This is a genomic window from Acinetobacter sp. WC-141 (genome assembly GCF_000313935.1).
Classification (GTDB): Bacteria; Pseudomonadota; Gammaproteobacteria; order Pseudomonadales; family Moraxellaceae; genus Acinetobacter.
The window spans coordinates 167,476-193,547 of the sequence record NZ_AMSS01000050.1; the positions used below are offsets into that span (position 1 = coordinate 167,476).

18 protein-coding genes and 2 pseudogenes are annotated in these 26,072 nt (G+C 40.3%); 8 read left to right on the forward strand and 12 right to left on the reverse strand.

All coding sequences use genetic code 11. The features are described from left to right. Window positions 1-101: 101 nt before the first annotated feature. Window positions 102-2,285 (reverse strand): carboxy terminal-processing peptidase, encoded by a 2,184-nt coding sequence (locus ACINWC141_RS10445; RefSeq protein WP_009390682.1) that lies wholly within the window; start codon window positions 2,283-2,285, stop codon window positions 102-104. A 192-nt stretch (window positions 2,286-2,477) separates the two neighbouring features. On the opposite strand from ACINWC141_RS10445, the gene nagZ reads away from it, so the two are divergent. Both nagZ and ACINWC141_RS10455 read left to right on the forward strand, forming a co-directional pair. Next, on the forward strand, window positions 2,478-3,497 hold the full coding sequence (gene nagZ, locus ACINWC141_RS10450; protein WP_009390873.1) for a beta-N-acetylhexosaminidase: 1,020 nt from the start codon (window positions 2,478-2,480) through the stop codon (window positions 3,495-3,497). Window positions 3,498-3,577: 80 nt separating this feature from the next. Then, window positions 3,578-4,420 (forward strand): class I SAM-dependent methyltransferase, encoded by an 843-nt coding sequence (locus ACINWC141_RS10455; RefSeq protein WP_009390772.1) that lies wholly within the window; start codon window positions 3,578-3,580, stop codon window positions 4,418-4,420. 55 nt (window positions 4,421-4,475) lie between these two features. Here ACINWC141_RS10455 and ACINWC141_RS10460 read toward each other — a convergent pair whose 3' ends face one another. After that, a complete protein-coding gene (locus ACINWC141_RS10460) occupies window positions 4,476-5,789 on the reverse strand; it encodes an alpha/beta fold hydrolase (RefSeq protein ID WP_009390826.1) in 1,314 nt (437 codons plus the stop codon). 299 nt (window positions 5,790-6,088) lie between these two features. Between ACINWC141_RS10460 and ACINWC141_RS10465 the strand changes: the two genes are divergently transcribed. Continuing rightward, window positions 6,089-7,354 carry a glutamate-5-semialdehyde dehydrogenase gene (locus ACINWC141_RS10465; protein ID WP_009390744.1) on the forward strand — a complete coding sequence of 422 codons (1,266 nt, stop codon included), beginning with the start codon at window positions 6,089-6,091 and terminating at the stop codon, window positions 7,352-7,354. Window positions 7,355-7,467: 113 nt separating this feature from the next. Here the strand turns inward: ACINWC141_RS10465 and ACINWC141_RS10470 are convergent, their stop codons facing one another. From ACINWC141_RS10470 to edd, 5 genes are all read right to left on the reverse strand, one after another. Next, a complete protein-coding gene (locus ACINWC141_RS10470; protein ID WP_009390866.1) occupies window positions 7,468-9,096 on the reverse strand; it encodes an NADP-dependent glyceraldehyde-3-phosphate dehydrogenase in 1,629 nt (542 codons plus the stop codon). Between the two features lie 168 nt (window positions 9,097-9,264). Next, window positions 9,265-9,777 carry a gluconokinase gene (locus tag ACINWC141_RS10475; RefSeq protein WP_009390752.1) on the reverse strand — a complete coding sequence of 171 codons (513 nt, stop codon included), beginning with the start codon at window positions 9,775-9,777 and terminating at the stop codon, window positions 9,265-9,267. Window positions 9,778-9,794: 17 nt separating this feature from the next. Beyond that, the gene (locus ACINWC141_RS10480; protein WP_009390711.1) at window positions 9,795-11,153 is read right to left on the reverse strand and encodes a GntP family permease; all 1,359 of its coding nucleotides are present in this window, start codon (window positions 11,151-11,153) and stop codon (window positions 9,795-9,797) included. A 185-nt stretch (window positions 11,154-11,338) separates the two neighbouring features. Further along, a complete protein-coding gene (eda, locus tag ACINWC141_RS10485) occupies window positions 11,339-11,968 on the reverse strand; it encodes a bifunctional 4-hydroxy-2-oxoglutarate aldolase/2-dehydro-3-deoxy-phosphogluconate aldolase (RefSeq protein WP_009390833.1) in 630 nt (209 codons plus the stop codon). A 20-nt stretch (window positions 11,969-11,988) separates the two neighbouring features. Next, entirely contained in the window at window positions 11,989-13,842 is a 1,854-nt protein-coding gene (gene edd, locus ACINWC141_RS10490; protein WP_009390828.1) for a phosphogluconate dehydratase, read from the reverse strand. A 662-nt stretch (window positions 13,843-14,504) separates the two neighbouring features. Here edd and ACINWC141_RS19590 point away from each other — a divergent pair. The 5 genes and pseudogenes from ACINWC141_RS19590 to ACINWC141_RS10510 all read left to right on the forward strand — a co-directional run bounded on the left by ACINWC141_RS19590 (window position 14,505) and on the right by ACINWC141_RS10510 (window position 20,443). Then, a pseudogene (locus tag ACINWC141_RS19590) lies at window positions 14,505-14,624 on the forward strand (hypothetical protein). After that, complete coding sequence (locus tag ACINWC141_RS10495) at window positions 14,606-15,808, forward strand: acetate/propionate family kinase (protein WP_009390775.1); 1,203 nt, start codon at window positions 14,606-14,608, stop codon at window positions 15,806-15,808. The pseudogene ACINWC141_RS19590 and the gene ACINWC141_RS10495 overlap by 19 nt, the downstream one beginning before the upstream one ends. A gap of 41 nt (window positions 15,809-15,849) precedes the next feature. Then, entirely contained in the window at window positions 15,850-17,994 is a 2,145-nt protein-coding gene (gene pta / locus ACINWC141_RS10500; RefSeq protein ID WP_009390856.1) for a phosphate acetyltransferase, read from the forward strand. Between the two features lie 226 nt (window positions 17,995-18,220). Then, window positions 18,221-19,747, forward strand: coding sequence for a fumarate hydratase (locus ACINWC141_RS10505; RefSeq protein WP_009390864.1), 1,527 nt, complete (start codon window positions 18,221-18,223; stop codon window positions 19,745-19,747). A 141-nt stretch (window positions 19,748-19,888) separates the two neighbouring features. Then, a complete protein-coding gene (locus tag ACINWC141_RS10510; RefSeq protein WP_009390674.1) occupies window positions 19,889-20,443 on the forward strand; it encodes a DUF2059 domain-containing protein in 555 nt (184 codons plus the stop codon). 24 nt (window positions 20,444-20,467) lie between these two features. On the opposite strand, the gene ACINWC141_RS10515 is transcribed toward ACINWC141_RS10510, so the two are convergent. The 5 genes and pseudogenes from ACINWC141_RS10515 to ACINWC141_RS10535 all read right to left on the reverse strand — a co-directional run. Continuing rightward, the gene (locus tag ACINWC141_RS10515) at window positions 20,468-21,184 is read right to left on the reverse strand and encodes a DUF2846 domain-containing protein (protein WP_009390871.1); all 717 of its coding nucleotides are present in this window, start codon (window positions 21,182-21,184) and stop codon (window positions 20,468-20,470) included. Between the two features lie 152 nt (window positions 21,185-21,336). After that, the gene (clpX, locus tag ACINWC141_RS10520; RefSeq protein ID WP_004641074.1) at window positions 21,337-22,650 is read right to left on the reverse strand and encodes an ATP-dependent Clp protease ATP-binding subunit ClpX; all 1,314 of its coding nucleotides are present in this window, start codon (window positions 22,648-22,650) and stop codon (window positions 21,337-21,339) included. 105 nt (window positions 22,651-22,755) lie between these two features. Beyond that, a complete protein-coding gene (gene clpP / locus ACINWC141_RS10525; RefSeq protein WP_003654845.1) occupies window positions 22,756-23,361 on the reverse strand; it encodes an ATP-dependent Clp endopeptidase proteolytic subunit ClpP in 606 nt (201 codons plus the stop codon). A 193-nt stretch (window positions 23,362-23,554) separates the two neighbouring features. Next, the gene (gene tig, locus ACINWC141_RS10530) at window positions 23,555-24,889 is read right to left on the reverse strand and encodes a trigger factor (RefSeq protein WP_009390782.1); all 1,335 of its coding nucleotides are present in this window, start codon (window positions 24,887-24,889) and stop codon (window positions 23,555-23,557) included. Between the two features lie 472 nt (window positions 24,890-25,361). Beyond that, window positions 25,362-26,072 (reverse strand): annotated as a pseudogene (locus ACINWC141_RS10535) (IS3-like element ISAba22 family transposase); the annotation flags it as partial.

Genomic DNA, 26,072 nt, shown 5'->3' on the forward strand with positions numbered 1-26,072 from the left:
TTTTTTGACATTTTGATGATAAATGCATGACAGTTTACTGACATGAAAATAAAAAAAGCACACTGATGACAGTATGCTTTTCTCTTAAAACTTAATAACGCTTAACGATTTTGCAATTTTGCATAGTCCATAAGTACATTTGCAGCTTCAGTCACAAAAGTTTCTTCTTCTGGTAATGCAGGACGCTGTGATGCTTTCATTTTAGCGCGAGATTCAGCTAAAGCATCTAATGACGCTTGATAGCTTTCCCAGTTTGCAAAAGGTTTTTGACCACTTGCTGCACGGCGTTCATTTTCTGCATCTAACGTTTGTTTCTCTAAAGCAAGTAATTCTGCACGGCGTTTATCAATATCAAGTACGACTTGCTTTTGATCACTCGTAACTTTAGCAATCGCAGTACGTTTATTTAAATATTTAAACTGAGCATCATTAGCAACACGTTGTTCAGAGAATTGAGACAACTTTGCCACATAAGGTTGCACAGAGCCTTCGCGTTTAAATGGTGCTGTAGGAATTGTGTCCCATTTCAATGCATTCTTCGATTTGCGCTCACCAAACTCTTCGTTATAGATATCGACGAGTTTAATGTCTGGCACTACACCTTTATTTTGTGTACTACCACCTGTAATACGGTAGAACTTACGCTGAGTTAAAGTCGCTTGACCGTATGCCAGAGTATCAAGTTGCACCTGAGCTGTACCCTTACCAGTCGTTGTGCTACCAATAATAATACCGCGCTCATAGTCTTGGATTGCAGCAGAGTAAATCTCACTTGCAGATGCGGATGCCAAGTTCACCATTACAGCGAGTGGACCTGTGTAAACTTGCTGACCACCATCATTGTCTTCAAAAATACTTACGTTGCCATTACCATCACGAATTTGAACCACTGGACCAGACTTGATGACCTGACCCAGCATACGTGCAACTTCTTCTAATGAACCACCTGGGTCATTACGCAAGTCGATAATAATACCTTCTACTTTCTTCGCTTTTAACGCTTCAAAGGCATTGGCAGTATCTTCAGAAACTGAACGGTATTGTTGACCCGCACGACGTGAACGATAGTCAAAATAGAATGATGGAATTTCAATCACACCCAACACATGCTTTTTACCATCACGTGTCACTTCAACTGTACGTGAACGAACACCAGCATCTTCTTCTTGAATCACATCACGCACTAAGGTCACATTACGTGCTTGACTCATTGATGCGCCAGCACCAAGAAGTTTTAACGTGACTTTGGTTCCGCGCTTACCACGAATGAGTCCAACAATTTCAGAACTTGTCCAACCAACCACATCAATCATTTTCTCGCCTTCTTGGGCGACACCAACGATTCGATCTCCTGATTTCACTTGACCAGACTTACTTGCAGGACCACCTTCTACAATGGTTTCAATCTTGGTGTAATCTTCATTACCACGCTCTGGACGAATCGATACACCAATACCTTCAAGCTGCAAGGTCGTTTGGCGATTCAGTTCTATCGCATCAATTGGCGGGTAATAGTTACTGTGTGGATCATATGTTGCCAACATTGCATTTAATGTTTTGTCCAACACATCATCGCTTTTCACACGACTAATTCTTTCAAGCTGACGTGTATAACGTTTAGTCAACGTCTGAGCTGGAGTTAAATCTTCTGGGCCAGTTAAGTCTTGACCATCAGCAAGTGAAGGATTTTCTTTAAGCGCCTTTTGTTTCGCCTGCTCTTCTTCACGGCTAATCGTTAAGTTGATTAACTGCGAAACCAACATTTTGCGCCAGTGATTTTGTTGCTCAGCAGACGTTTTAAAATACGGCGCTTTTTCACGGTCAACTTCAATATAGCTATTTGGCTGTTTTAAATTTTGCTGCTGTTTCAGCTCGGCTAACATGAACTCATAAAATTGTTTTAAGCGTTCACGATATTGCTGATGAATTGCAAATGGACCAGTTAAGTTCCCCGCTTTTAATGAAGCACCAAAATTTGAACCATATAGTTTTTTATAATTTTGAACTTCAGCGTCTAAAAATAGTGAGTGATCTGGGTCAAGGCTATCTAAATACATATCGAGAATACGGTTTGATGTCGTCGCATCTAAACGCATATTCAAATAATGTTGGCGATCAACTAAAGTTGCCAGTTGGCGAGCCACCAAAGCCTGTTCTTGCGTTGGCTGGATCGATTGAGAAACCACAGCAGTATTGGTTGCTGCTCTCGCTTCATTCATCGTATGAGAGAAGAATAAACCGCCAGTCGCGATCGCTACTGCACAAGCTATAGTTTGAAGTTTCATAAATTTTTAATACTTCCTTGGGTATTCCTATCTTACACGCTCTGTTTTCGATATGAACTAAGCAGATTCAAAATCTTAACCAACTAAATTGTTTATACCGTGTAGTTTTATCATATTCTGTACTGACAAAATGTAGCAAAACATTGCAAAATTCGCTTATTGTTTTTCAATCAAAATTCAAATGGAACCAATATGATTGGCGCATTGATGCTGGACATCGCCGGCACAGAACTTACTCAAGAAGATATTGAACTATTACGCGCTCCGCAAGTCGGTGGCATGATTTTATTTGCACGAAATATTGAATCTCCACAACAAGTCCGTGCATTAACGGACCATATGCGTCAAATTCGTCCAGATATTTTAATTGCTGTCGACCAAGAAGGTGGTCGAGTTCAGCGCCTAAGATCAGGTTTCACTCTATTACCGGCCATGGGTCGTTTCGGTGAACTCTATATTACCCAACCTCAAAAAGCACTTGAACTGGCTGAACAGTGCGGTTGGTTAATGGCAACAGAAGTCCTTGCAGTCGGCATCGATTTTAGTTTTGCACCCGTTTTAGACCTTAATGCAATTAGTGACGTGATTGGTGACCGTGGTTTCTCTAAAAATATTGAGGACATCGCCCCGCTTGCTGGCGCATTTATGCAAGGCATGAAAAAAGCTGGAATGGCAAATACGGGCAAACATTTCCCAGGCCACGGTTCTGTGAAAGCCGACTCTCATGTCGCAGCGGCAATTGACAGTCGTAGCTATGACGAAATTTACACCCATGACATGCAAAGCTTTATTAAGCTTATGCCTCAGCTTGATGCACTCATGCCTGCGCATGTAATTTATGATCAGATTGACCCAAATCCAGCAGGCTTCTCACCTTTCTGGATTCAAGAAGTTCTACGCAATCGTTTGAAGTTTGATGGTGTACTTTTCTCTGACGACTTAAGTATGCAAGCTGCTTGCGTAGCAGGCGGTGCAGATGCTCGTATTCAAGCAGCTCTATCAGCTGGTTGCGACATGGGGCTTGTATGTAATGACCGTAGTGCAGCATGTACAGCACTTGAAGGTATTACGAACTTAGAACTACCAAACCAAGAGCGTTTAGAGCGCATGCGTGGAAAAATTCCACAAATTCAGATTGGTGAAACTTTATCGCTTGGAAATGAGTGGCAAGCTGTCAAAACAGCCATTGAAGAGTTTAAAAATTCGATCTAAATTGAGTTAAACGTATATTTGACTGATGGTCTCGATCATCAGTCAAACCACAGAAAAACAATAAATCGAGCTCAGGACGAATGACACAACAACTTTCAAAACACCGCCATATCTCTTTTACAGCCCATTATACAGGCTATATCTGGTATCAAATGGGGATCTCTCATGAAGCACTTGCCACAACCAAAGGCAAATCACTGGCATATTTGGTTCATCCGATAGAGTCTTGGGCTGAGAAATATGTGGGTGGTAGCATGCGAACCACACTCAAACAACGCCACACCATGCTTGATCATCATTTAGAACAACTCATTCAAGAAAGTTCTGATTTACAAGTTCTAGAAATAGCATGTGGCCTGTCTCCACGTGGCTGGTGGTTTAGACAGCATTACCCTTCGATTACCTATCGGGAGCTTGATTTACCCGATATGGCACAAACCAAACAAAATGCGTTACAGCAAATTGAAAAAAATGCACCTGAAGTTTTATCAGTTGATTTATTTACCGAAGCTTTTTCACAAGCATTTGAAGTATTTGACCCGAACCGCCCATTGGTTGTGATTAGTGAAGGTTTAATTAATTACTTTGATAAAGATTTATTAAAACAACTGCTTCAATCGATTGCTCACTATGGCGCTTCTTTTAAAAATTTTCATTATTTAACTGACCTCTACCCTGAACCAGTTAAAAACAAACTTGCCGGCATCATCTGGAATAGCAGTAAATTATTGAAATTAATGTCTCGAAGCTCGTTTAGTTTTCACTTCAAAAGCCCCAAAGAAGTTGAAGACTTTTTTAAAGATACAGAGTTCGATCAAGTTAGCGTGGAACAACCACAAATTTACTTTGGACAAGCTTCTCAAGATAGTCATGAGCAGCATTTAGGTGACTTGGTCTGGACCATTCACGCGCAAATAAAATAACCAATATAAAAAATGGAAGCTCGAAATAAACGAGCTTCCATCTATAACTATACTATTAAACTGCTTGTTTTTGACGAGCAATAAAACGGCTTAAACGATCAGCAAGTTCAAAACTACCATGTTTAAATAAAGCTCGAATACCATGAACTGTACTCTCAAAAATTAAGCATTCAATTGCAAAAGTACCTTCTTCATCTTCTAAATGCAGTGCCAAGTCACGTGGATGGTCACTCACAAAATCAAGCTGCGAAACATCATCCATTTTTAAATACATACCGAAGAAAGTGACATCAACAATCGTTACAGGAACCTCTACATCAAACTCTCGATGAGTAAGTTGAGTTTTTGGCTGCAAAACCCGAACTCTTTCTTCCCCTCGGCGTTCCATATTTTGCATTTGTTCACGTGTCATAGGAATAATGCCGTCCAGATTTTGGATAGATTCACCTTTTAAAAATGAAGTGAACAAACTCATGGTTTCTTTACGACGCTGCAATTGAGGCACATGATCGGCATTCGCAATCAGTGCAAATTCCATATCTGGGCACTGCAAAGCAAAATTGGCATTTTCATGAGGCAAAGTAAAACTATCGTACTGCCCTGCTGCAACCAGCGTTTTACACTCTGGAATGGGTACATCAGTTAACCGCAAAAGACGATTACAGTTAATTTCATAACGTTCTCGCTCTGTGCCCGTAAACTCAGCCATTTGCCTAAAAAATAATTTTTTGGCTGTTGGCGACATGCGGGTTTTATCTAATTTTGCATGATTAACTAAATATAAAATTACAGCTTGCCCAAACTCTTCCATGCGGTTTTCTTGCATGAGCTTGAGCGACTCTTCCAAAATCATTCGCCAACTTTTTCGGGTCTTTTGCATGACACCCATCAAAATCATGCGGTCCATTAATTCTGGACGATGATAAGCAAAGCAAGATGCGATTACTGACCCCAAAGACATTCCCATTACAGAAACTTTTTGTAGTCCAACAATATCTAACCAGCGCCCCAAAATTTTAGATAAATCAGGTAGCTCTAAAATACCCGCAGATACGCCCGTATCCCGATTAGTAATTTGCTGATTTGCGCCCATAGAAGGTAAATCAATTAAAATGACCGGCCCACTTTCAAACAATTGTTCAACACAATACTTATAAGAATTAAAATTCTGGAAAGCACCACCCACTATCACAATTGGCGTATTGTGAATTGTTTTTGGGTCGGCAATTGCCATATATTCAATTTTCCAGCCGTCAATCCATGTAGTACGAGCAGGTTGTTTAAAACTATCTCTATGGTAGATATCGAAAAAGCCAAAACCGGCATAAGCTTGGTTGATCTCCGAATCCATTTGAATAATGGAATTCATATCCTTGCTTCCTCCTTGCTGTAATTTTTTTATGCTGCAAGAGTTCCTTCTTGAACACGTAATCTTTTATGCACAAAACTTTAAAATTTGTATTAGTTTGTATTGCACAATAACATTCTAAACAATTGTGTGAAATATACGCAATCGCTCAAATGACCGCTCATCTTGTTTAAGTCGCTAATAGTTTGCAAAATATTTAAATGTTTTTTTATAGCGGTCACATTTTTGATAAAAAGCCATTCATTGTTCCGCATTTGACTGCTACTATCTTACTCATTGGTAAATGATTAAAAAATGCTATGCAAGACTCAATTGAACAATATATGCAACAAGTTGGGCAACAAGCACGTCAGGCCTCTCGCGTCCTTACAAGTGCTTCGACCTCACTAAAAAATCATGCGCTCTCTGCTATTTATACTGCTTTAGAAAATAATCAGGCAGAAATTTTAGCAGCGAATCAAATCGACATGGATAAAGGTCGTAGCAATCAGCTCGACAGCGCATTGCTTGATCGTCTTGAACTTACGCCCGCACGTTTTAAAGGAATGTTGCAAGGTCTAAAAGATGTGATCGCGCTTGTTGATCCAATTGGGGAAATTACTGATCTTGCATACCGCCCCACCGGCATTCAAATTGGAAAAATGCGTGTACCTCTAGGTGTTGTTGGGATGATTTACGAATCACGTCCAAATGTAACACTTGAAGCTGCATCTTTAGCAATTAAATCTGGCAATGCTATTATTTTGCGTGGCGGTTCAGAAGCACTCGAGTCAAATAAAGCAATTGCCGAAGCAATTAAGCATGGCTTAAAAGTTGCTGGCTTACCTGAAGATTCAGTTCAAGTGATTAACACTTCTGACCGTGCAGCTGTTGGTCATCTTATTACCATGGCTGAATATGTAGACGTCATTGTTCCACGTGGAGGCAAAAGCTTAATTGAGCGTGTAACCAATGAAGCACGTATTCCTGTCATTAAGCATCTTGATGGTAACTGCCACGTGTTTGTTGAGGCGCAGGCAGACTTACAAAAAGCTTTACCAATTACTTTAAATGCCAAAACTCATCGTTATGGCGTTTGTAATGCGATGGAAACTCTGCTTGTTGATGAAAAAATTGCAGATGTTTTCTTACCACGCATTGCTGAACTGTATGCTGAAAAACAAGTCGAGTTACGTGGCTGTCCAGAAACACGTCGTATTTTGGGTGCTTCTGTAAAACCTGCGACAGAAGAAGACTGGTATACCGAATATTTAGGACCAATTCTTGCTGTTAAAATTGTTAGCGGGATTGATGAAGCAATTGACCATATCAACAAATATGGTTCACATCACACCGATGCAATCGTGACTGAAAACTACACTTTAGCTCGTCAGTTCTTGGCTCGTGTAGATTCAAGCTCAGTTGTGATTAATGCATCAACTCGTTTTGCTGATGGTTTTGAATATGGCTTAGGTGCAGAAATTGGTATCTCTACAGATAAAATTCATGCACGGGGTCCTGTTGGTTTAGAAGGTTTAACTTCTCAAAAATGGATTGTGTTGGGAGACGGTCAAATTCGTCAATAATCAATCTATTTTTAATCAAAAACGCCTGATTAATATCAGGCGTTTTTGATTATTCAAGTTATAAGTAATTATAAAAAAACAGCCCGTAGGCTGGTTTTTTATTCATATATTTATTAGAAAATAAAGTCAGTATTCACAAATTTAGAATAGTGCTCAGACACCATAGAGGCCAACATGCCTTTGCTATCATCTGTCTGTTTAGCAGCAATCATGGAACGGATAGAGAATGCACGAAGCGCATCATGCACAGACAGTGTACCTTCCGCAGAATCTTTACGACCACCGAACGGGAATACATCAGGGCCACGCTGACATTGACAATTGATATTCACACGACAAACCTGATGGACCAACGGATCAACTAAATGACCAATTTGCTCAGGGTCGCTACCAAAAATACTCACCTGCTGCCCATGATCAGAAGTAGTGACATATTCCAGCACAGTTTCGATGTCATCATAAACAGAGACTGGTATCACAGGACCGAACTGTTCTTCGCGATATAGCCTCATACCTTCAGTCACTGGATAAACTACAGCTGGATAGAACATCGTTTTGCAGAATTCACCGCCTTCCGGATTAACTACTTTTGCCCCCTTAGCCACAGCATCTTCAATAACTTCAGTCATGTAGGTCGTACGGTGCATACCTGGTAACGGAGTAATAAACACACCTTTTTCCCAAGGCATCCCCACCTTAAGTTTGGCAAGTTCAGCCGTTAAGCGGTTAACAAATTCATCAGCTATTGAGCGATGTACCATCAACATTTTGAGTGCGGTACAACGCTGACCATTAAATGATAATGCACCCAACAGACACTCTTTCACTGTCAGATCCAAATCGGCATCCGGCAAAATAATAGCTGCATTCTTCGCATCCAACCCCAAAATTGCACGCAGACGGTGAGATTTAGGATGTTGCTTCTTCAAGTGATCAGCTACTTTACTAGAACCAATCAGTGCCAGTACATTAATTTGCCCAGATGCCAGTAAATGAGGTACTACCAGAGAACCTGGTGCATAAATGGTATTGATCACACCTTTTGGAAATGAATCACGGAACGCTTCTAGTAACGGTTCAAACAACAAGGTCCCAAATTGAGGTGGTTTAAAAATGATGGTATTACCCATTAGCATGGCTGGGATCAGAGTCGCAAAGGTTTCATTCAGTGGGTAGTTATATGGTCCCATACACAACACGACACCTAGTGGAGTACGACGGATTTGACCAATCGTACCTTCAGCAATTACAAAGCGGGAGTTGGCATTATCCAAATCCTTCAGGGCATCAATCGTTTGACGCATGTAGGTAATTGTACGGTCAAATTCTTTCTCTGAATCCGCCAAGCTTTTACCAATTTCCCACATGATCAGCTTAATAATTAGATCTCGTTGCTCTACCATGCGCTGAATAAAATTTTGCATACAGGCAATGCGCTCACCAACCTTCATCATTGGCCATTCGCCACGACCATTATTGTAAGCCCTTACCGCTGCTTCTAGTGCTTCATCGCTTTCTTTTTCACCCATGACTGGATAACTACCAAGCTCAACTTGCTGTAGGCTACCGTCAGGCTGCTGAATCCAGATTGGAGATAATGTTTTCTTGGTTGCACCAGCCCATAGCTTTAATTCACCATCCACTAGTGAGACACGCTGATGAATTTGGGAGGGTAGACGCACACTTTCAGGAATACTGTCCACTACTGGGAATTTAAGTTGTAGATTATTTAACTGATTCATTCTTCTTAATACCTTATTATTCGTATGTCTTTTATATATTCCCCGAACTCGCCACTGTAATCAGGTTTTATTCGGGTCAATATCACTATTATTATCTGTACTCACCTTGCTTGAACCGTAAACCACAAGGTGAATATCTTAAAGCGTTGATAACCTTTCTAGATGAATTTACCCCCGACACACACTATCAGTCACCCCTAGCTTCTGGATGACTTGTTCAATGATCTGTTCTGGTGTGAGAGCAATATCAATAGCAATTGCTTCATTCACATCAGGTTCCTCTAATGTGTCTAGCTGTGTTTGTAGCAACGCTGGGTCAAAAAAATGACCTGATCTTTCTGCAAGTCGTTGCTGTAATAACTCATAAGAACCTTTTAAGTAGACAAACTTAACATTTTGGTCCTGCCCTCTTAAAATATCGCGATACATACGTTTTAAAGATGAACATGTAAATACAGCTGTTTCACCGTCTCTTTGTTTGGTTTCAATGACCTGACGAATTGCTTGTAACCATGGCAAGCGGTCTTCATCAGTTAAGGGAATGCCTTGACTCATCTTACTTTTATTTGCAGCTGAATGAAGCGTATCGCCATCAAGAAACTCACAAGCCAAACGCTCTGATAACAATTCACCAATTAGGGTTTTACCTGTTCCACAGACACCCATTGCAATCACAATCATGGATTACTCACCTTTAATTATAAAATAGTGCTAAGCAGTAGCGTGAAAGATAAACCCAACACCGAAATGATCGTTTCTAATACTGACCAAGTCTTGAGTGTCTGCCCTACTGTCATACCAAAATATTCTTTGATTAACCAGAATCCTGCGTCATTTACATGTGAGAAAACTAATGAACCTGAACCTGTGGCAAGTACCAAAAGTTCTGGTCTAACCGCAACACCTGCCGTGGCTGCAATTGGAGCAACAATGCCACAAGCAGTAGCCATAGCGACCGTTGCTGAACCTGTAGCCAAACGAATCAATGCTGCAACAAACCAACCCAACAATAACGGCGACAAATTTGCCTTTAAGGCTGTAGAGACGATTTCATTAGAAATACCACTGTCACGTAAAATGCCGCCAAAACCACCGCCAGCCCCTACAATCAACATGATTCCGGCAATAGAAGCTAAACATCCGCCACAGAACTTTTCAATCTGTTCACGATTAAAGCCCTGCATTGTACCAAAGGTAATAAAGCTGACCAGTACGGCAATGAGCAATGCAATATCAGAAGTACCAATGAAACGTAGTAAATCGTTAGCGAAAGTTTTTGGTGCAAAGAATAGATCAGCCCAACTTCCAATCAACATTAATACAACAGGCAACATAATCGTAAATAAGGTAATTCCAAAGCTTGGTAACTCACGAGTTTCTTTCTTATCTGCCTCAACAAATTGCTTAAACAAGGGATTGTTCTCAGGCAATTTGACATATTTATTGATCCAAAGTGCATACAATGGCCCTGCCACAATGGCAGTTGGGATACCCACCAACAAACTGTAAGCAATCGTTTTACCGATATCAGCATGATAAGCCTGTACCGCAAGTAAGGCTGCCGGATGTGGGGGAATTAAGCCATGCACAACCGACAAACCAGCAACCATCGGCAAGCCAACAACTAGTAAGGACTTGCCTGTACGTTTGGCAATATTGAATGCAATTGGAATAAGAAGTACAAAACCAACTTCGAAAAATACGGGAAGACCAACAATAAGGGCAATAAACATCATGGCCCAGTGAATATTTTTCTCACCAAACCACTTAATTAAAGTAATTGCTATTCGCTCTGCGCCACCCGACTCAGCCATCATTTTGCCGAGCATTGTTCCTAATGCGATTACAATCGCAAGGTGGCCTAGGGTTTTACCAGTACCAGCTTCATATGACTTAACAATATCGCCCATTGGCATGCCAACAGCTAAAGCTAAACCAAGTGAAACAATAATAAGAACCAGAAATGGATAAATTCTAAACTTCGCGATCATGACCACTAAAGCAATAATCGCGATTACAGTGTAGATCAGTAACATGCCACCCTGAACCGTCTCCATGGGACACTTCTCCTTGGAATAATTATTTAGACACACTGCCTAAACAAAGGTCTTCAACCACAGTAATTCCTACTGTTAAGACACTAAATTTTTATATTTAGGTGTGACCAGCACAAACTGGTCACATCAATACAGCCTTTAAAGCACATAAAATGCACTTCATTTTTTATAAATATCGACTACATCTATAGTGCTCTCAACTGACTCGCAATTTGTGCCAAGCGAGTAATTTCCGCCCAGTCTTGTGCAGCTACAGTAGCTTTAGGTGTTAACCATGAACCACCCACACAAACTACATTAGGTTGCTTTAAGAAATCCGGTGCTGACTCTGCAGTAATTCCACCAGTCGGACAAAACCGTAAGTTTGGAAATGGACCATAAAATGCTTTTAGCATCTCAACGCCACCCGCCTGTTGAGCTGGGAAGAACTTCACAATGTCATAACCCAATTCAATTGCCTGAATCAGGTCACTTGGTGTCATCACACCAGGCAATAAAGGCAAGCCTGCATCTTGTGCAGCCAAATGCAAATCTTTAGTTAAACCAGGAGATACACCAAATTGAGCACCTGCTTTTTTAGCTTGAGCACAATGTTCTGGTTTGGTAATCGTACCTACACCGACCACAATATCATCTGCCAACTGGCTTGCACGCTCAATAGCAGCAAGACCAGCAGCGGTACGTAACGTAATCTCAAGGACTTTTACACCACCTGCATGTAAAGCACGTGATACATCCTCACCTTGTTCAGCAGAATCAAATGCCAATACGGGAATGACTGGACCTAATTTGACGATATCTTCAATTTTAATCATTATTTTTCAGTTCCTTTGATTCAAAGCTGCTCTGGTGAAGTTTCACCAACTAATGCACCAAACACAGATGCCCCATGTTCAGCTGGCGCAGCAGCAGCACGGAAAACACCAAATAATTCACGGCCAAAGCCAACTTCGTTTTCTGCCTGATGTTCTGGCTGTGCAACAGGTCGTGACTGCCATACATCGTCATCTATCTCAACATCAAGCACGCCAGCCTCAGCATCAATGATTAACATATCGCCTGTTTGAACTTTAGCAATCGGCCCATTTAATAAGGCTTCTGGAGATAAATGAATCACCGCAGGAACTTTGCCTGAAGCACCAGACATACGACCATCAGTCACTAAAGCAACGTGGAAACCTTGATCTTGTAAAACGCCTAACACAGGTGTTAAACGATGCAATTCAGGCATACCGTTTGCACGTGCACCTTGGAAACGGACAACCGCAATAAAGTCTCGGTGTAACTCACCTCGATCAAACGCAGCTTGCACTGCTTCTTGAGAATCAAACACAATTGCCGGAGCTTTAACTTTACGATGTTCTGGCGCGACAGCAGAAATCTTGATTACGCCACGGCCAAGGCGACCTTGCATTAAGCGCAAGCCACCATCTGGTTGAAATGGCGCATCAATGCTACGTAAAACTTTGTCGTCAAGGCTTTGAACCACACCATCAACCCAAGTGAGCTTGCCATCAATCAGTTTTGGTTCTTTGGTGTAATGCTGCAAACCTTTACCAGCCACTGTCGTTACATCATTATGCAACAAGCCAGCTTCAAGTAAGTTACGAATTAAGAAAGCAACCCCACCCGCAGCCTGGAAGTGATTTACATCGGCCTTACCATTTGGATAGATTTTTGCGAGCAAAGGAACAACAGCAGACAATTCATCGAAGTCATCCCAGTCAATTAATATGCCAGCGGCGCGAGCAATCGCAATCAAATGCAAAGTATGGTTGGTTGAACCACCTGTCGCGAGCAATGCCACAATGCCATTGATAATGGCTTTTTCATCAACGACATGACCAATCGGCGTATAGTTTCCACGCTCAACTGTTAAATCAAGTACACGAATTGCAGCTTCTGCGGTAAGCGCATCACGTAATGGTGTATGAGGATGAACAAATGCAGCACTTGGCAAATGCAAGCCCATGACTTCCATCAGCATCTGATTACTGTTGGCTGTACCGTAAAAAGTACAAGTCCCTTGTCCGTGATAAGCAGCTGACTCAGCTTCTAACAAAGCATCTCGGCCAACCTGACCCGTTGCAAATTGCTGACGAATTTTGGCTTTTTCATCGTTAGATAAACCACTTGTCATTGGACCAGCAGGCACAAAAATAGTAGGTAAATAACCAAACTGTAAAGCACCAATGAGCAAGCCCGGTACAATCTTGTCGCAAACACCCAGACACAAGGCTGCGTCAAACATGTTATGAGACAATGCAATCGCTGTGCTCATCGCAATCGTTTCACGAGAGAACAATGACAGTTCCATACCTGCATTACCTTGGGTAATACCGTCACACATTGCTGGGACACCGCCAGCAAACTGTGCCACCCCGCCATTTTCACGAGCAGCTGTTTTAATTAAATCTGGAAATGTTTTATAGGGTGCGTGTGCCGAAAGCATTTCGTTATATGAAGATACGATGCCAATATTGGGCTCACGGCCTACTTTAATAATTAATTTTTCATTATCTTCCATGCTGGCAAAACCATGAGCCAGATTGGCACATGAAAGTGCTCCCCGAGCAGGAAATTTGCCTTGTGCATGTTCAATACGTTGTAAATATGCAGAACGAGTTTTTTGACTACGTGCGATGACACGTTCGGTAACTTTTGCCAATATAGGGTTCGGCAAGTCCATGCTGGACGCTCCTGTACAACCGGATAAGCCGGAAAATAAAAAAATAGACCAAATGATATATTTGACGATCATTTAGAAAAGGGATGAACAATATTATTAAGGCAAAAAGCGACATGCAAGCCCTTATCAGCGCAGCGTTAACCTCTTAAGCATGAGTATTAAAGACAAATAATGTTTAAGTTATAAGCAAAAGACTAGTTTTATTTTAGACTATATTCACAACTCAATTAAGCATCAGTAAATATGATAAAATTCCCATAATATCAAAGTAATAATAACTATTTTATAAATGCATAAATATCTATTTAATCGCGCTCATTCTTATATTAAAAATGTTTATAATTTATTCTTTTTAACCTACATATTACCTATTAAATCTTAATTTAACTTACGTATATTATTTGTAATATACCGCTCAAGTTTGATTAAAATAACAGCACATATTTTTCCTAAAAAAATTTATACCAAATATTTGAAAATTACATTAAATAGAAATTTAATTTTTATAAATATATACAAAAAACTGTTTAATTCTTCTACAAAAAAACCATGAATACAGTGGTTAAGCTTTATACTGGACAAATATTAGTTAGAAATAATTTAATGGTCGATAGTGCTTAAGTCTAATGGGCTAAAGTCTATCTTGGACAGAAAAACAACACATGCTAAAACATGACAACCCGTTCAATCTGTATCGAAAAATAATACATCTTGAATAGGAAGTTAGGAAAACTATTTTAAATCAGGACTTGGGTATTTCAACGTGGCTATATCAGTATTAGTTATCAATTGCGGCTCTTCATCTATTAAATACGCGCTGGTTTCAGAGCGTCGTGAAGACCGCATTTACGGTTTAGCAGAAAACTTGGGGGCAGCTGATGCTCGTATTAAGGGAGTTACAGTTGGTGGTGAACCACTTGAACTTTCAATTCCTTATGCTGACCATGCCAAAGCTTTAGAAACTTTACTTGCACGTCTTGCCAACTATAAACCGCAAGCAATCGGACATCGTGTTGTACACGGTGGTAGTTTAACCAAAGCAGAATTACTCACTCCTGAAATTATTGAACGTATTCGTGCAGCAACGCCTTTGGCTCCGCTTCATAACCCAGCACATTTAATTGGTATTGACGCAACCGTACGCCTATTCCCTGAATTACCTCAAGTTGCCGTATTCGATACCGCATTCCATCAGACCATGCCACCGCATGCATACCGTTATGCAATTCCTAAGTTTTTATATACTGACCACAATGTCCGCCGTTATGGTTTCCATGGGACAAGCCACGCCTATGTGTCCGATAAAGCAAGTGAGCTTGCAGGCAACCTGAAAAAAGGTGGATGGTTAACAGCGCATCTAGGAAACGGCAGTTCAACTTGCGCAGTATGGAATGGACAAAGTGTTGATACGTCTATGGGCCTTACCCCACTTGAAGGTGTGGTGATGGGAACGCGTAGTGGTGACGTTGATCCAAGCTTACATAGCTTCCTTGCGAAAAACCTCGGTTGGGATTTAGCTAAAATTGATAAAGTTTTAAATAACGAAAGTGGCTTACTAGGCTTATCACAATTGTCTAACGACATGCGTACAGTGATTGAAGCTGCTGAAAATGGTAATGAAGATGCTTGTCTTGCAATTGAAGTCTTCAGCTATCGCCTTGCAAAATCACTTGCTGCATTAAGCTGTGGCTTACCAACTTTAGACGGCTTAATCTTCACGGGTGGTATTGGTGAAAACTCAGCTTATATTCGTGAAAAAACCTTAGCGTATTTACCTCATTTTGGTTTGCAGCTTGATAAAGAGCAAAACAACAACCTAAAACGTGGCACCGAAGGCCGAATCGATAATGGAACAGGACCGCAAATTTGGGTCATTCCTACAGATGAAGAAGGCCGTATTGCCAAAGAAACTCGTCAAGTTGTTGAAGCGGCAGAAAATACAGCATCTGTAGCAAGCCTTGCTTAATTAAAGCCCAGCGAAAACTCGATATTTATTTATAGGTTTATATGAATACAATTTTATTGATTCCTACAGGTGAAGGGGTTGGCTTAACCTCTGCCTGCTTAGGCATGATTTACGCACTTGATTGCAACGGAATTAAAGCAGGCTTTTTAAAACCATTTTCTCAAGAAGACCAAGAGCATCTTGACCGAACCACTTCATTATTTGGTCACTTATTTCAAAGTAAAACTGTTCAATCTATTTCGCATGAAAAATTAACTCAGCTTATTGCCGCTGGGGAAGTAGATGAATTACTTGAAGAAGCTGTTAGCCTTCATCGCAGCGTTGCAGCAGACCATGATGTCATTATTGTGGAAGGCTTATTACCAAACGGACAAGACCATTTTGCCAGTGAGCTCAACGCAAGTCTTGCACAAGCACTTGATGCAGAAGTCGTGTTGGTCAGTACAGCAGATATTCAAAACCCGAAAAAAGCCGCAGAAAAAGTAGATGCTCATTTACGCCAGTTTGGTGGAGCTGCTTCAAATCGTACTGCTGGTGTACTCTTTATGCGTACCCGTGGATTAACTGAAGAAACAGCACAAATTCCTGTTGCGTTTGATCCATCGTTACGACCGACTGAAGAAATCGCAAAATTTACGACCGAACTGCAAAAATATAATCGTTATTTTGGTTCTAGCGATTTACCAATCATTGGTTTAGTTCCATTTAGTAACACGCTAAGCGTACCGAGAACACTTGATATTGCCAATGTCATTGATGGGCAATGGGTACATCAAGGCGAAGCTAAAACACGTCGTATTTTGCATTCGAGTTTAATTGCTTCAAGCATTGAATATGAATTGAATAAGTTTATTGCAGGCGAGTTAATTATTAGCGCATCTGAACGTACCGACGTTTTACTTGCAAGTAGTTTGGCAACCAGCAATGGTATTCCTCTGGCGGGTTTAGTTCTTACCGAAAGAGAAGCGCCAGCACCTGAGCTTTTAGAGTTTTGCCAAATTGCAATTAAACAAGGGTTGCCGATTTTACATACCCGTTTAAACACACTTGAAACTGCACAGCGTTTATCTAATTTTGGCAATGAAATTCCAACTGACGATACTGAACGTGCTGAGCAAGTGACCCGATTTGTTTCAAGTCATATTGATGTTGAATGGCTTAAACAACACAGCAACAATGCTGCTACTCCTCGCCTGTCGCCATCGGCTTTCCGTCACGAACTGGTACAAAAATCGATTGCAGCGAAAAAACGAATTGTGCTACCTGAAGGTGATGAACCGCGCACCATTCAAGCTGCGGCAATTTGTCAGGCACGTGGTATTGCTGACTGTATTTTGTTAGCTAAACCAGATGCTGTGCACGATGTTGCAAAAGCACGCGGCATTGAATTACCTGCTGAACTGGCAATTGTTGATCCTGACAGTATTCGTGATCAATATGTGGGACCAATGGTTGAGCTACGTAAAGGTAAACTCAACGAGCTTCAAGCGAAAGAACAGCTTCAAGATACCGTAGTACTTGGAACCATGATGTTAGCTTTAGACGAAGTCGATGGTTTAGTTTCAGGCGCGGTACACACCACAGCAAATACAGTCCGCCCAGCATTCCAGCTCATTAAAACAGCACCTGATTATTCACTGGTTTCATCAATATTCTTTATGCTTTTGCCAGATGAAGTTTATGTATATGGCGACTGTGCAATTAACCCAGACCCAACAGCAGAACAATTGGCTGAAATTGCAATTCAGTCTGCTGACTCAGCGAAAGCTTTTGGAATTGACCCGCGTATTGCCATGATCAGCTACTCAACTGGTACTTCCGGAACAGGTGCTGATGTTGAAAAAGTACAGCAAGCAACTCAAATTGCTCAGCAACGCCGCCCTGACTTACTGATTGATGGTCCACTTCAATACGATGCAGCTTCAGTTGAAAGTGTGGGACGTCAAAAGGCACCAGACTCTCGCGTTGCTGGCCGCGCCAATGTATTTATTTTCCCAGATTTAAATACGGGTAATACCACTTACAAAGCAGTACAGCGTGCTGCAAATGTTGTGAGCGTTGGACCAATGCTGCAAGGCCTCAACAAACCAGTTAACGATTTGTCTCGTGGAGCATTGGTAGATGACATCGTCTTTACCATTGCATTAACAGCAATTCAGGCAGAGCAGCAAGCCGCTGCCAAATAATTAATAAATTCACCTTTACTACCTCTCGCCATTTGATGTCCGCTCAAATGGCTTTTTTTATTTTAATCATTCAAAAATAAATAATTTTCCGATTTCTGGCTTTTAAATTACTTCAAATCTTCTTATGCGACTTTCGGTCAAAAGATCAACCAATCTCCCACAACACTGTCTTTTTGTCATATAATTTAGCCCGCTAGCTAACAGCCCGCTCAAGAGATTTTCTGGTATGACAACGATTATCAAACAAGATGACTTGATTACATCGATCAAGGACGCCCTACAGTTTATTTCGTACTATCACCCGCAAGACTTTATCCAAGCGATGAGCCGTGCTTATGATCGCGAAGAAAACAAAGCCGCAAAGGATGCAATTGCACAGATTCTAATTAACTCTCGCATGTGTGCGGAAGGTCATCGTCCAATTTGCCAAGATACTGGTATTGTTAACGTTTTCCTTGAAGTGGGCTTAGATGTTAAATTTGATTTAACGATGAGCTTAGACGATGCTGTAAACGAAGGTGTTCGCCAAGGTTACCTTGAAAACAGCAACGTTCTTCGTGCATCTGTACTTGCTGACCCTGCATTTGGTCGCAAAAATACAAAAGATAATACCCCTGCTGTAATTCACTACAAACTCGTTCCGGGTAACAAAGTAGACATTACTGTTGCTGCTAAAGGTGGCGGTTCAGAAAACAAATCTAAACTTGCAATGCTTAACCCATCTGATTCGATTGTTGACTGGGTACTTAAAACTGTTCCAACTATGGGTGCAGGCTGGTGTCCTCCAGGTATGCTCGGTATTGGTATTGGTGGTACTGCTGAAAAAGCCATGATGCTTGCTAAAGAAGCACTCATGGAAGAAATCAACATGGACGAATTACTTCGCCGTGGACCAGAAAACAAAATCGAAGAACTTCGTATCGAAATCTTTGAAAAAGTAAACGCACTTGGTATTGGTGCACAAGGTCTTGGTGGTTTAACGACTGTTCTTGATATTAAGATTAAAGATTACCCATGTCACGCTGCTGGTAAACCAGTTGGTATGATTCCTAACTGTGCTGCTACTCGTCACGCTCACTTCCAGCTTGATGGTACAGGTGTAGCTCATATTCAAGCACCAAAACTTGAAGACTACCCTTCAGTAACTTGGGACTCTTCACAATCTAAGCGTGTAAACCTTGATACCATTACTCAAGCAGAAATGGATTCTTGGAAACCTGGTGATACATTACTTCTTAGCGGAACAATGTACACAGGTCGTGATGCTGCGCACAAACGTATGGTTGAAATGATCGACAACGGTGAAGAATTACCAGTTGATCTTAAAGGTAAATTTATTTACTACGTTGGCCCTGTTGATCCAGTGGGTGATGAAGTCGTTGGTCCTGCTGGCCCTACAACTGCAACACGTATGGATAAATTCACACGTAAAGTACTTGAGCATACTGGCTTGTTTGGCATGATTGGTAAAGCTGATCGTGGTCCTACAGCAATTGAAGCAATCAAAGACAACAAAGCAACTTACTTAATGGCAGTTGGTGGTGCGGCTTACCTCGTATCTAAAGCTGTTCGCGAAGCTGAAGTTGTTGCGTTTGCAGACTTAGGTATGGAAGCCATCTACAAATTCGTAGTTGAAGATATGCCTGTTTCTGTTGCAGTTGATGTAAACGGTACTTCAATTCATGCAATTGCTCCAAAAATCTGGCAAGCGAAAATTGGAAAAATTCCAGTAGTCGATGCAGCAGCTGGCTAATCAAGAAAAGCACCGAATTCGGTGCTTTTTTTTGCATTCTTTTTTTATTTTAAAATCTGAAAAGAATTGTAACAATTACTTCTTCAATCTGTGCTATTAATAAATGCACTCTCTCGCCATATATTGAATATAGGTCATTTCATGACTATTCGCCCTATTCTTAAAAATCTCTCAATCAGCCTCTGCCTAAGCTGTATTACCACAAGCTTATTTGCCTCTCCTGCCAAGCTAAGTTCAGTTAAAGAACTCATGCAAATGAGCCAAATTGATTACCTACTTAAAGAATCAATTAATGAATTAACGCCTTACTATGATCAACAGGCAGAACAAATCGTTACTAATATCACGGGTATCAAAACTTTAGGCCCCAAAGAAAAAGAGGCCGCGAAGAAGTTAGGTTCTCTTTTAAAAGATTCGAGCAGTCAGCTCATTAGCAATCCAAAAACTGCCCAAGCCTTACAGGATATTTACTTAAAGACATATTCTGAAGAAGAAATTCAGGCAAATTTGAAATTTTTAAAAACCCCAGAAGGCCAATCAATTACGCGCAAGAACGTACAGATTATGGGCCAAATTTCAGAATATATGATGGAGTTGGGACAGCAGACCTTTAATGACCCTAAAGCAAGGGATCATATGCAAGAAGAGATGCTTAAAATTATTGCCCCACTCATGAAAGATAAAGAAAAGTCTTAACTTTTCTTTATCTTTTGGAAAGGTTTACCAAGTTAAAGGATTCCATAATTTAAATGGTTTAATCAGATGTACATCTGATTTTTCATCATATTTGGCAGGTTTTAATTCTTGTGGCTTATGTCGAATCTTACCCGATGCATCTTCAGCGACAAAATTGTAGCTAGAAGATTTAAGCTCGGTAAATGCTATCTCTCTACGACCAATATTATCCTGCATTAACATAAATGGGCCAGTGTGTTCACCACGGTCCATTTTATTTTCTTCGTCATATTTCAAATAATAAGAGGTGCCCGCCTCAACAGTGATATCAATATATTTCGGCTCTTGAAAATGAATACCAAGTAGAGGGCGACTCGCAGAAAGTCGATAAGTTCCTGCCGGCAATTCAATCCAGTAATAATGATTATGTAATAGACTCGGAATGCGTTTGCCATTCACAAAGAGATTTATCGCCGCAATTTCCTGACGATTCCATTTCGTGTCTGGTCGATAAAGATAAACTACAGCAGCTTGTTGATTTTGTGGTTTGACTGGAGCAAAAGTCTGACCCAACTTTTGATTGACCCACCCTCCCACAGTAAAACCGCCTAAATGATATTGATCTAATAAACCAGGTTCTTTTTCAACATCAACTTTAGGTAGAGTCGCAGTCAATTCACTCGGATTTTTTTCTAAATGAGATGAACTTTGACAGCCCACAAATAGTCCTGCACAGCACAAAGATACGATTAAATAACGCATGGCATCCCTCAAAGCGTTTTGTTTTTGATTTATTTTTTACACCGCAAAACTATGCGTATTTTGTATTTTTAAGATTAACACTACCCATATAAATTGAAAACAAAAAAAGCATGAATCACTAGCGCGACTCATGCTTTTTAGATGAATGAAATCTATGCAGACTTCGAATCAATAACCTTTAAATCTGCCTTAGCAACACTTTCATGCGTTGCAGCTTCTTTAGGTTGGCGCTCAGCCTGATAAACAGGTTCTGCTTCACCATTAATGACTGCTTCATTAATAATGACTGTTCCAACATCTGTACGACTTGGTAAATCATACATAGTTTCAAGCAGTACGTTTTCCATAATAGAACGTAGACCACGCGCACCCGTATTACGCTCAAGTGCCTTTTTAGCGATAGCACGTAATGCAGAATCTTCAAAGATCAGATCAACATTTTCCATGGTGAAAAGATATTGATACTGGCGAGTTAATGCATTTTTTGGCTCAGTCAAAATTTGCATTAATGCTTCTTCATCCAACTCTTCAAGTGTAGCAATCACTGGTAAACGACCAATGAATTCTGGAATTAAACCAAATTTCACTAAGTCGGTTGGCTCAACCTGACGGAACAATTCAGCAAGTTTTTTGGTTTCATCTTTGTTTTTAACGTCAGCTGTAAAACCAATACCGCCTTTCTCTTGACGCTGCTGTACAATTTTTTCCAAACCAGAAAATGCACCACCACAAATAAACAAGATATTCGAGGTGTCAATTTGGATAAATTCTTGTTGCGGATGCTTACGTCCACCTTGCGGAGGAATAGAAGCCACTGTACCTTCAATCATTTTTAACAATGCTTGTTGTACGCCTTCACCAGAAACATCACGCGTAATTGACGGATTTTCAGATTTACGAGTAATCTTGTCAATTTCATCAATATAGATAATGCCTTTCTGAGCTTTCTCTACATCGTAGTCCGCTTTTTGCAAAAGCTTTTGTACAATATTTTCAACATCCTCACCCACATAACCAGCTTCGGTTAATGTCGTTGCATCTGCCATTGCAAATGGAACATCTAAAAGGCGAGCCAATGTTTGCGCAAGTAAAGTTTTACCCGAACCTGTAGGTCCAATCAGTAGAATGTTACTTTTAGCAATTTCTACTTCTTTAGACACATGGCCATTATGACCAACTTTTAGGCGTTTATAATGGTTATAAACCGCAACAGATAACGTCTTTTTGGCAAGATCTTGACCAATCACATATTGATCAAGCGCAGCACGTATTTCATGTGGTTTTGGCAATGCCTTACTCGCCCAGTCCCCTGCTTCAACCTGTTGGCTGGTTTGTACAAGGTCTAAGCAGACATCCACACACTCATTACAAATATATGCGTCCTCACCTGCAATCAGTTTCCCGACTTCAGACTGCGTTTTACCGCAAAATGAACAATGTTTTTGTCCTTGAGGATGTTCGGACATATTCACTCCACAAATAGAATCTTAAATATTAGGGCAAGATGCACTGCATAAATAACTAAATGGAGATCTTTTTCAACATCTCAAGTTATTTATATAAGAAGGTCCTTATGGACGCTTACTTAGCACCTGATCAACCAAACCATATTCTTTAGCAGACTGTGCTGTCATAAAGTTATCACGGTCAGTATCACGAGCAACGGTTTCGTAGTCTTGACCACTATGCTCTGCCATTAAGCGGTTTAAACGTTCTTTAATAAATAGAATTTCACGCGCATGAATTTCAATATCAGATGCTTGACCGCGGAAACCACCTAATGGTTGGTGAATCATGACACGCGCATTTTCTAGACAATAGCGTTTGCCTTTAGCACCAGCATTTAACAAGAATGCACCCATTGAAGCAGCTTGGCCCATACAATATGTTACGACATCAGGTTTAATAAACTGCATCGTGTCATAAATAGCCATGCCCGCTGTCACAGATCCACCTGGAGAGTTGATATAAAGGTGGATATCTTTATCAGGATTTTCAGCTTCTAAAAACAACATTTGGGCAACAATTAGGTTTGCCATGTTGTCTTCAACTTCACCTGTTAAAAAAATGACGCGCTCACGTAAAAGTCGTGAATAAATATCAAAAGAACGTTCGCCGCGAGAAGATTGTTCAACCACAACAGGAACTAAAGCATTTTCAATTGTTGGAACATACATACGTTATTTATTCCTAAATTTTTTGTGACTTAACCTATGGCAACAATATGCGGGATAATTTCTCAAATTGCAAAAGGTTCGCACTGAAATATTATATTATTTATACCTAAGTACTTAATGTCGCACTCAAATTAACCACATATTGAAAAACAAAAAAGGCGCCTAAAGCGCCTTTTTCTGACCTCTTAAAAGATTAGCCCATACGGCGAGCTTGTTGTTCTTTTAATAAATCATCATAAGATACAGCTTTGTCAGTCACTTTAGCAGCAGCTAAGATGTGATCAACAACTTGATCTTCTAATACAACTGCTTCGATTTGAGCACGTTGTTGAGCATCATTTTTGAAGTATTCAATCACTTCAGTTGGATCTTCGTAAGAAGAAGCCATGTCGTCAATGTAAGCATCAACGCGAGCTTGGTCAACTTCAAGTTTAGCGTCAGCTAAAACTTTGCTTACCAATACGCCAAGCTTAACAGAACGCTCTGCTTGCTCTTTGAACAATTCGTCAGGAAGCATGCTCTTGTCAAAAGATTGAGCACCTGCACCACCGAACTGTTGAGTGAACTGTTGAACCATTTGTTGACGTTGACGGTCAATTTCTTGAGCAACCATTGCAGTTGGAACTTCAACTTCGTTCGCAGCAACAAGTGCATCAAAAGCAGCTTGTTTAACTTGGTTACGTAAACCATTGCGAACTTCACGTTCCATATTTTTGCGAACGTCAGCTTTTAACTTCTCAACGCCTTCTTCTTCAGTTACACCGAAGATTTTCAAGAATTCAGCATCAATTTCTGGAAGTTTTGATTTTTCAACTTGCTTTACAGTGATTTTGAACTGAGCTGCTTTACCAGCCAAGTTTTCAGCTTGGTAGTCTTCAGGGAAAGTAACATCAATTACTTTCTCTTCGCCAGCTTTCATGCCAATGATGCCATCTTCAAAGCCAGGAATCATACGACCTGAACCTAATACGAGTTTAAAGTCTTCAGCAGAACCGCCTTCAAACTTTTCACCATCGATAGTGCCTTCAAAGTCAAAAGTCACTTGCATGTCTTTTTTCGCCATACCCTTGGTAACAGCCCAAGTTTGACGTTGTTTTTGCAAGTTTTCGATCATAGCATCAACGTCAGCATCTTTAATTTCAGCTGTTTTACGTTCAACTTCTAAACCGTCGAATGCTTGTACGGTAACTTCTGGATAAACTTCTACAGTCGCTTCAAAAACTAAAGCATCTTCTTTATGTTCAACTTTATCAATGTTCGGCATACCTACCGCATTGATTTTCTCTTGTTGAATTGCTTCAAAAACGCTATCACGAATGATGTCATTTACAACTTCTTGATAAATGCCCGCACCGTATTCGCGGCGAACAACGTTTTCAGGCACTTTACCTGGACGGAAGCCGTTGATCTTCACAGTTTTGGCAGTGCGTTTCAAACGAGCTTCAAATTGCTCGTTAATACGGCTCGTCGGTACAGAAACATTTAAACGACGGGCAACGCCCGAAACCGCTTCAGTCGTTACTTGCATGGCTTCCTCGATAAAAATTAGTGAGTAGGAACAGTTTTTTTAAAAGTGCTGTATTATATGACAACTTTCAAGATATACAAAATTAACCGATCACTTCATTAAGTTATGGTCATTATTCTCGTAAATTTCACAGTAATTTTATGATTCTTTAAATATTTTTCATAAAGCATTAAGCAAAACTAATTTTTTAGTTATTCTTCATAAATCTAAAATTACAATCAAAATCCAAATTTAATCGCTTTTACAAACAATCACCAAGAATCAGTAGATTAGCTACATAAAAGTACAATACCCTATTCAATCATTCACTTTATCTTCACAATTCAATTGGCAAATCCAATTAACACAAACTGTACATATAAATAAGAATTATTATTATTCGCATAACCTTTTAGTTTTAGAGTCCTGACGTCATGTCTTTGATTAGAACTGATATACGCTGAATTATCAGGAGACTTTCCCTTGGGAGATTCTAGGCAGCCAACTTATAAAAGTCTTCGGCCATTTGATTTGGTGTCTTAAAACCCAAACCCTTTTGAATTCTTCGATGATTATAAAATAACTCAATGTATTTTATAATATCTGCTTTGGCTTCTTCTCTGGTTTGATAGTTGTAATGATGCACTAACTCATTTTTCAGTATTCCCCAAAAGCTTTCAATCGGTGCATTATCGTAACAGTCTCCGCGCTTGCTCATTGAACCTTGAAAACCATATTGCTCAAGTATATTTCGATATTCCTGGCTGCAATATTGACTTCCTCTGTCTGAATGCACAATCAGTTCTTTGGTTGGTTTTTGATTGTGAATAGCCATATTTAGCGCATTACAAACAAGCTGTGTTGTCATGCGCTCATTTAAGCTATAGCCAACCACTTGCTTCGTGTAAAGGTCTTTTACCGCTGCTAAATACAGCCATCCTTCAACAGTCCATATGTACGTAATATCACTTGACCATGCTTGATTTGGTCTAGTCATTGAGAATTGTTGCTCCAGCAGGTTTTCATAGATCGCTCGATTATGGTCACTATTCGTAGTCCTTTTAAAACGCTTGTGTCGCTTACAATACAGGTGGTTCAGCGCTTTTATCTGACGTACAGCGTACATACTCATTTTTATACCCTGAGCTTGTAAGTATTTGGTTAATCGAATATAACCATAGCTCTGCTTTGTCTCCTCATGGGC

Excerpts from the sequence above, each read along its gene's own strand:
- ACINWC141_RS10445 (WP_009390682.1), bottom strand. The coding sequence starts at position 2,285 with ATGAAACTTCAAACTATAGCTTGTGCAGTAGCGATCGCGACTGGCGGT.
- nagZ (WP_009390873.1), top strand. The coding sequence starts at position 2,478 with ATGATTGGCGCATTGATGCTGGACATCGCCGGCACAGAACTTACTCAA.
- ACINWC141_RS10455 (WP_009390772.1), top strand. The coding sequence starts at position 3,578 with ATGACACAACAACTTTCAAAACACCGCCATATCTCTTTTACAGCCCAT.
- ACINWC141_RS10460 (WP_009390826.1), bottom strand. The coding sequence starts at position 5,789 with ATGAATTCCATTATTCAAATGGATTCGGAGATCAACCAAGCTTATGCC.
- ACINWC141_RS10465 (WP_009390744.1), top strand. The coding sequence starts at position 6,089 with ATGCAAGACTCAATTGAACAATATATGCAACAAGTTGGGCAACAAGCA.
- ACINWC141_RS10470 (WP_009390866.1), bottom strand. The coding sequence starts at position 9,096 with ATGAATCAGTTAAATAATCTACAACTTAAATTCCCAGTAGTGGACAGT.
- ACINWC141_RS10475 (WP_009390752.1), bottom strand. The coding sequence starts at position 9,777 with ATGATTGTGATTGCAATGGGTGTCTGTGGAACAGGTAAAACCCTAATT.
- ACINWC141_RS10480 (WP_009390711.1), bottom strand. The coding sequence starts at position 11,153 with ATGGAGACGGTTCAGGGTGGCATGTTACTGATCTACACTGTAATCGCG.
- eda (WP_009390833.1), bottom strand. The coding sequence starts at position 11,968 with ATGATTAAAATTGAAGATATCGTCAAATTAGGTCCAGTCATTCCCGTA.
- edd (WP_009390828.1), bottom strand. The coding sequence starts at position 13,842 with ATGGACTTGCCGAACCCTATATTGGCAAAAGTTACCGAACGTGTCATC.
- pta (WP_009390856.1), top strand. The coding sequence starts at position 15,850 with ATGAATACAATTTTATTGATTCCTACAGGTGAAGGGGTTGGCTTAACC.
- ACINWC141_RS10505 (WP_009390864.1), top strand. The coding sequence starts at position 18,221 with ATGACAACGATTATCAAACAAGATGACTTGATTACATCGATCAAGGAC.
- ACINWC141_RS10510 (WP_009390674.1), top strand. The coding sequence starts at position 19,889 with ATGACTATTCGCCCTATTCTTAAAAATCTCTCAATCAGCCTCTGCCTA.
- ACINWC141_RS10515 (WP_009390871.1), bottom strand. The coding sequence starts at position 21,184 with ATGCGTTATTTAATCGTATCTTTGTGCTGTGCAGGACTATTTGTGGGC.
- clpX (WP_004641074.1), bottom strand. The coding sequence starts at position 22,650 with ATGTCCGAACATCCTCAAGGACAAAAACATTGTTCATTTTGCGGTAAA.
- clpP (WP_003654845.1), bottom strand. The coding sequence starts at position 23,361 with ATGTATGTTCCAACAATTGAAAATGCTTTAGTTCCTGTTGTGGTTGAA.
- tig (WP_009390782.1), bottom strand. The coding sequence starts at position 24,889 with ATGCAAGTAACGACTGAAGCGGTTTCGGGCGTTGCCCGTCGTTTAAAT.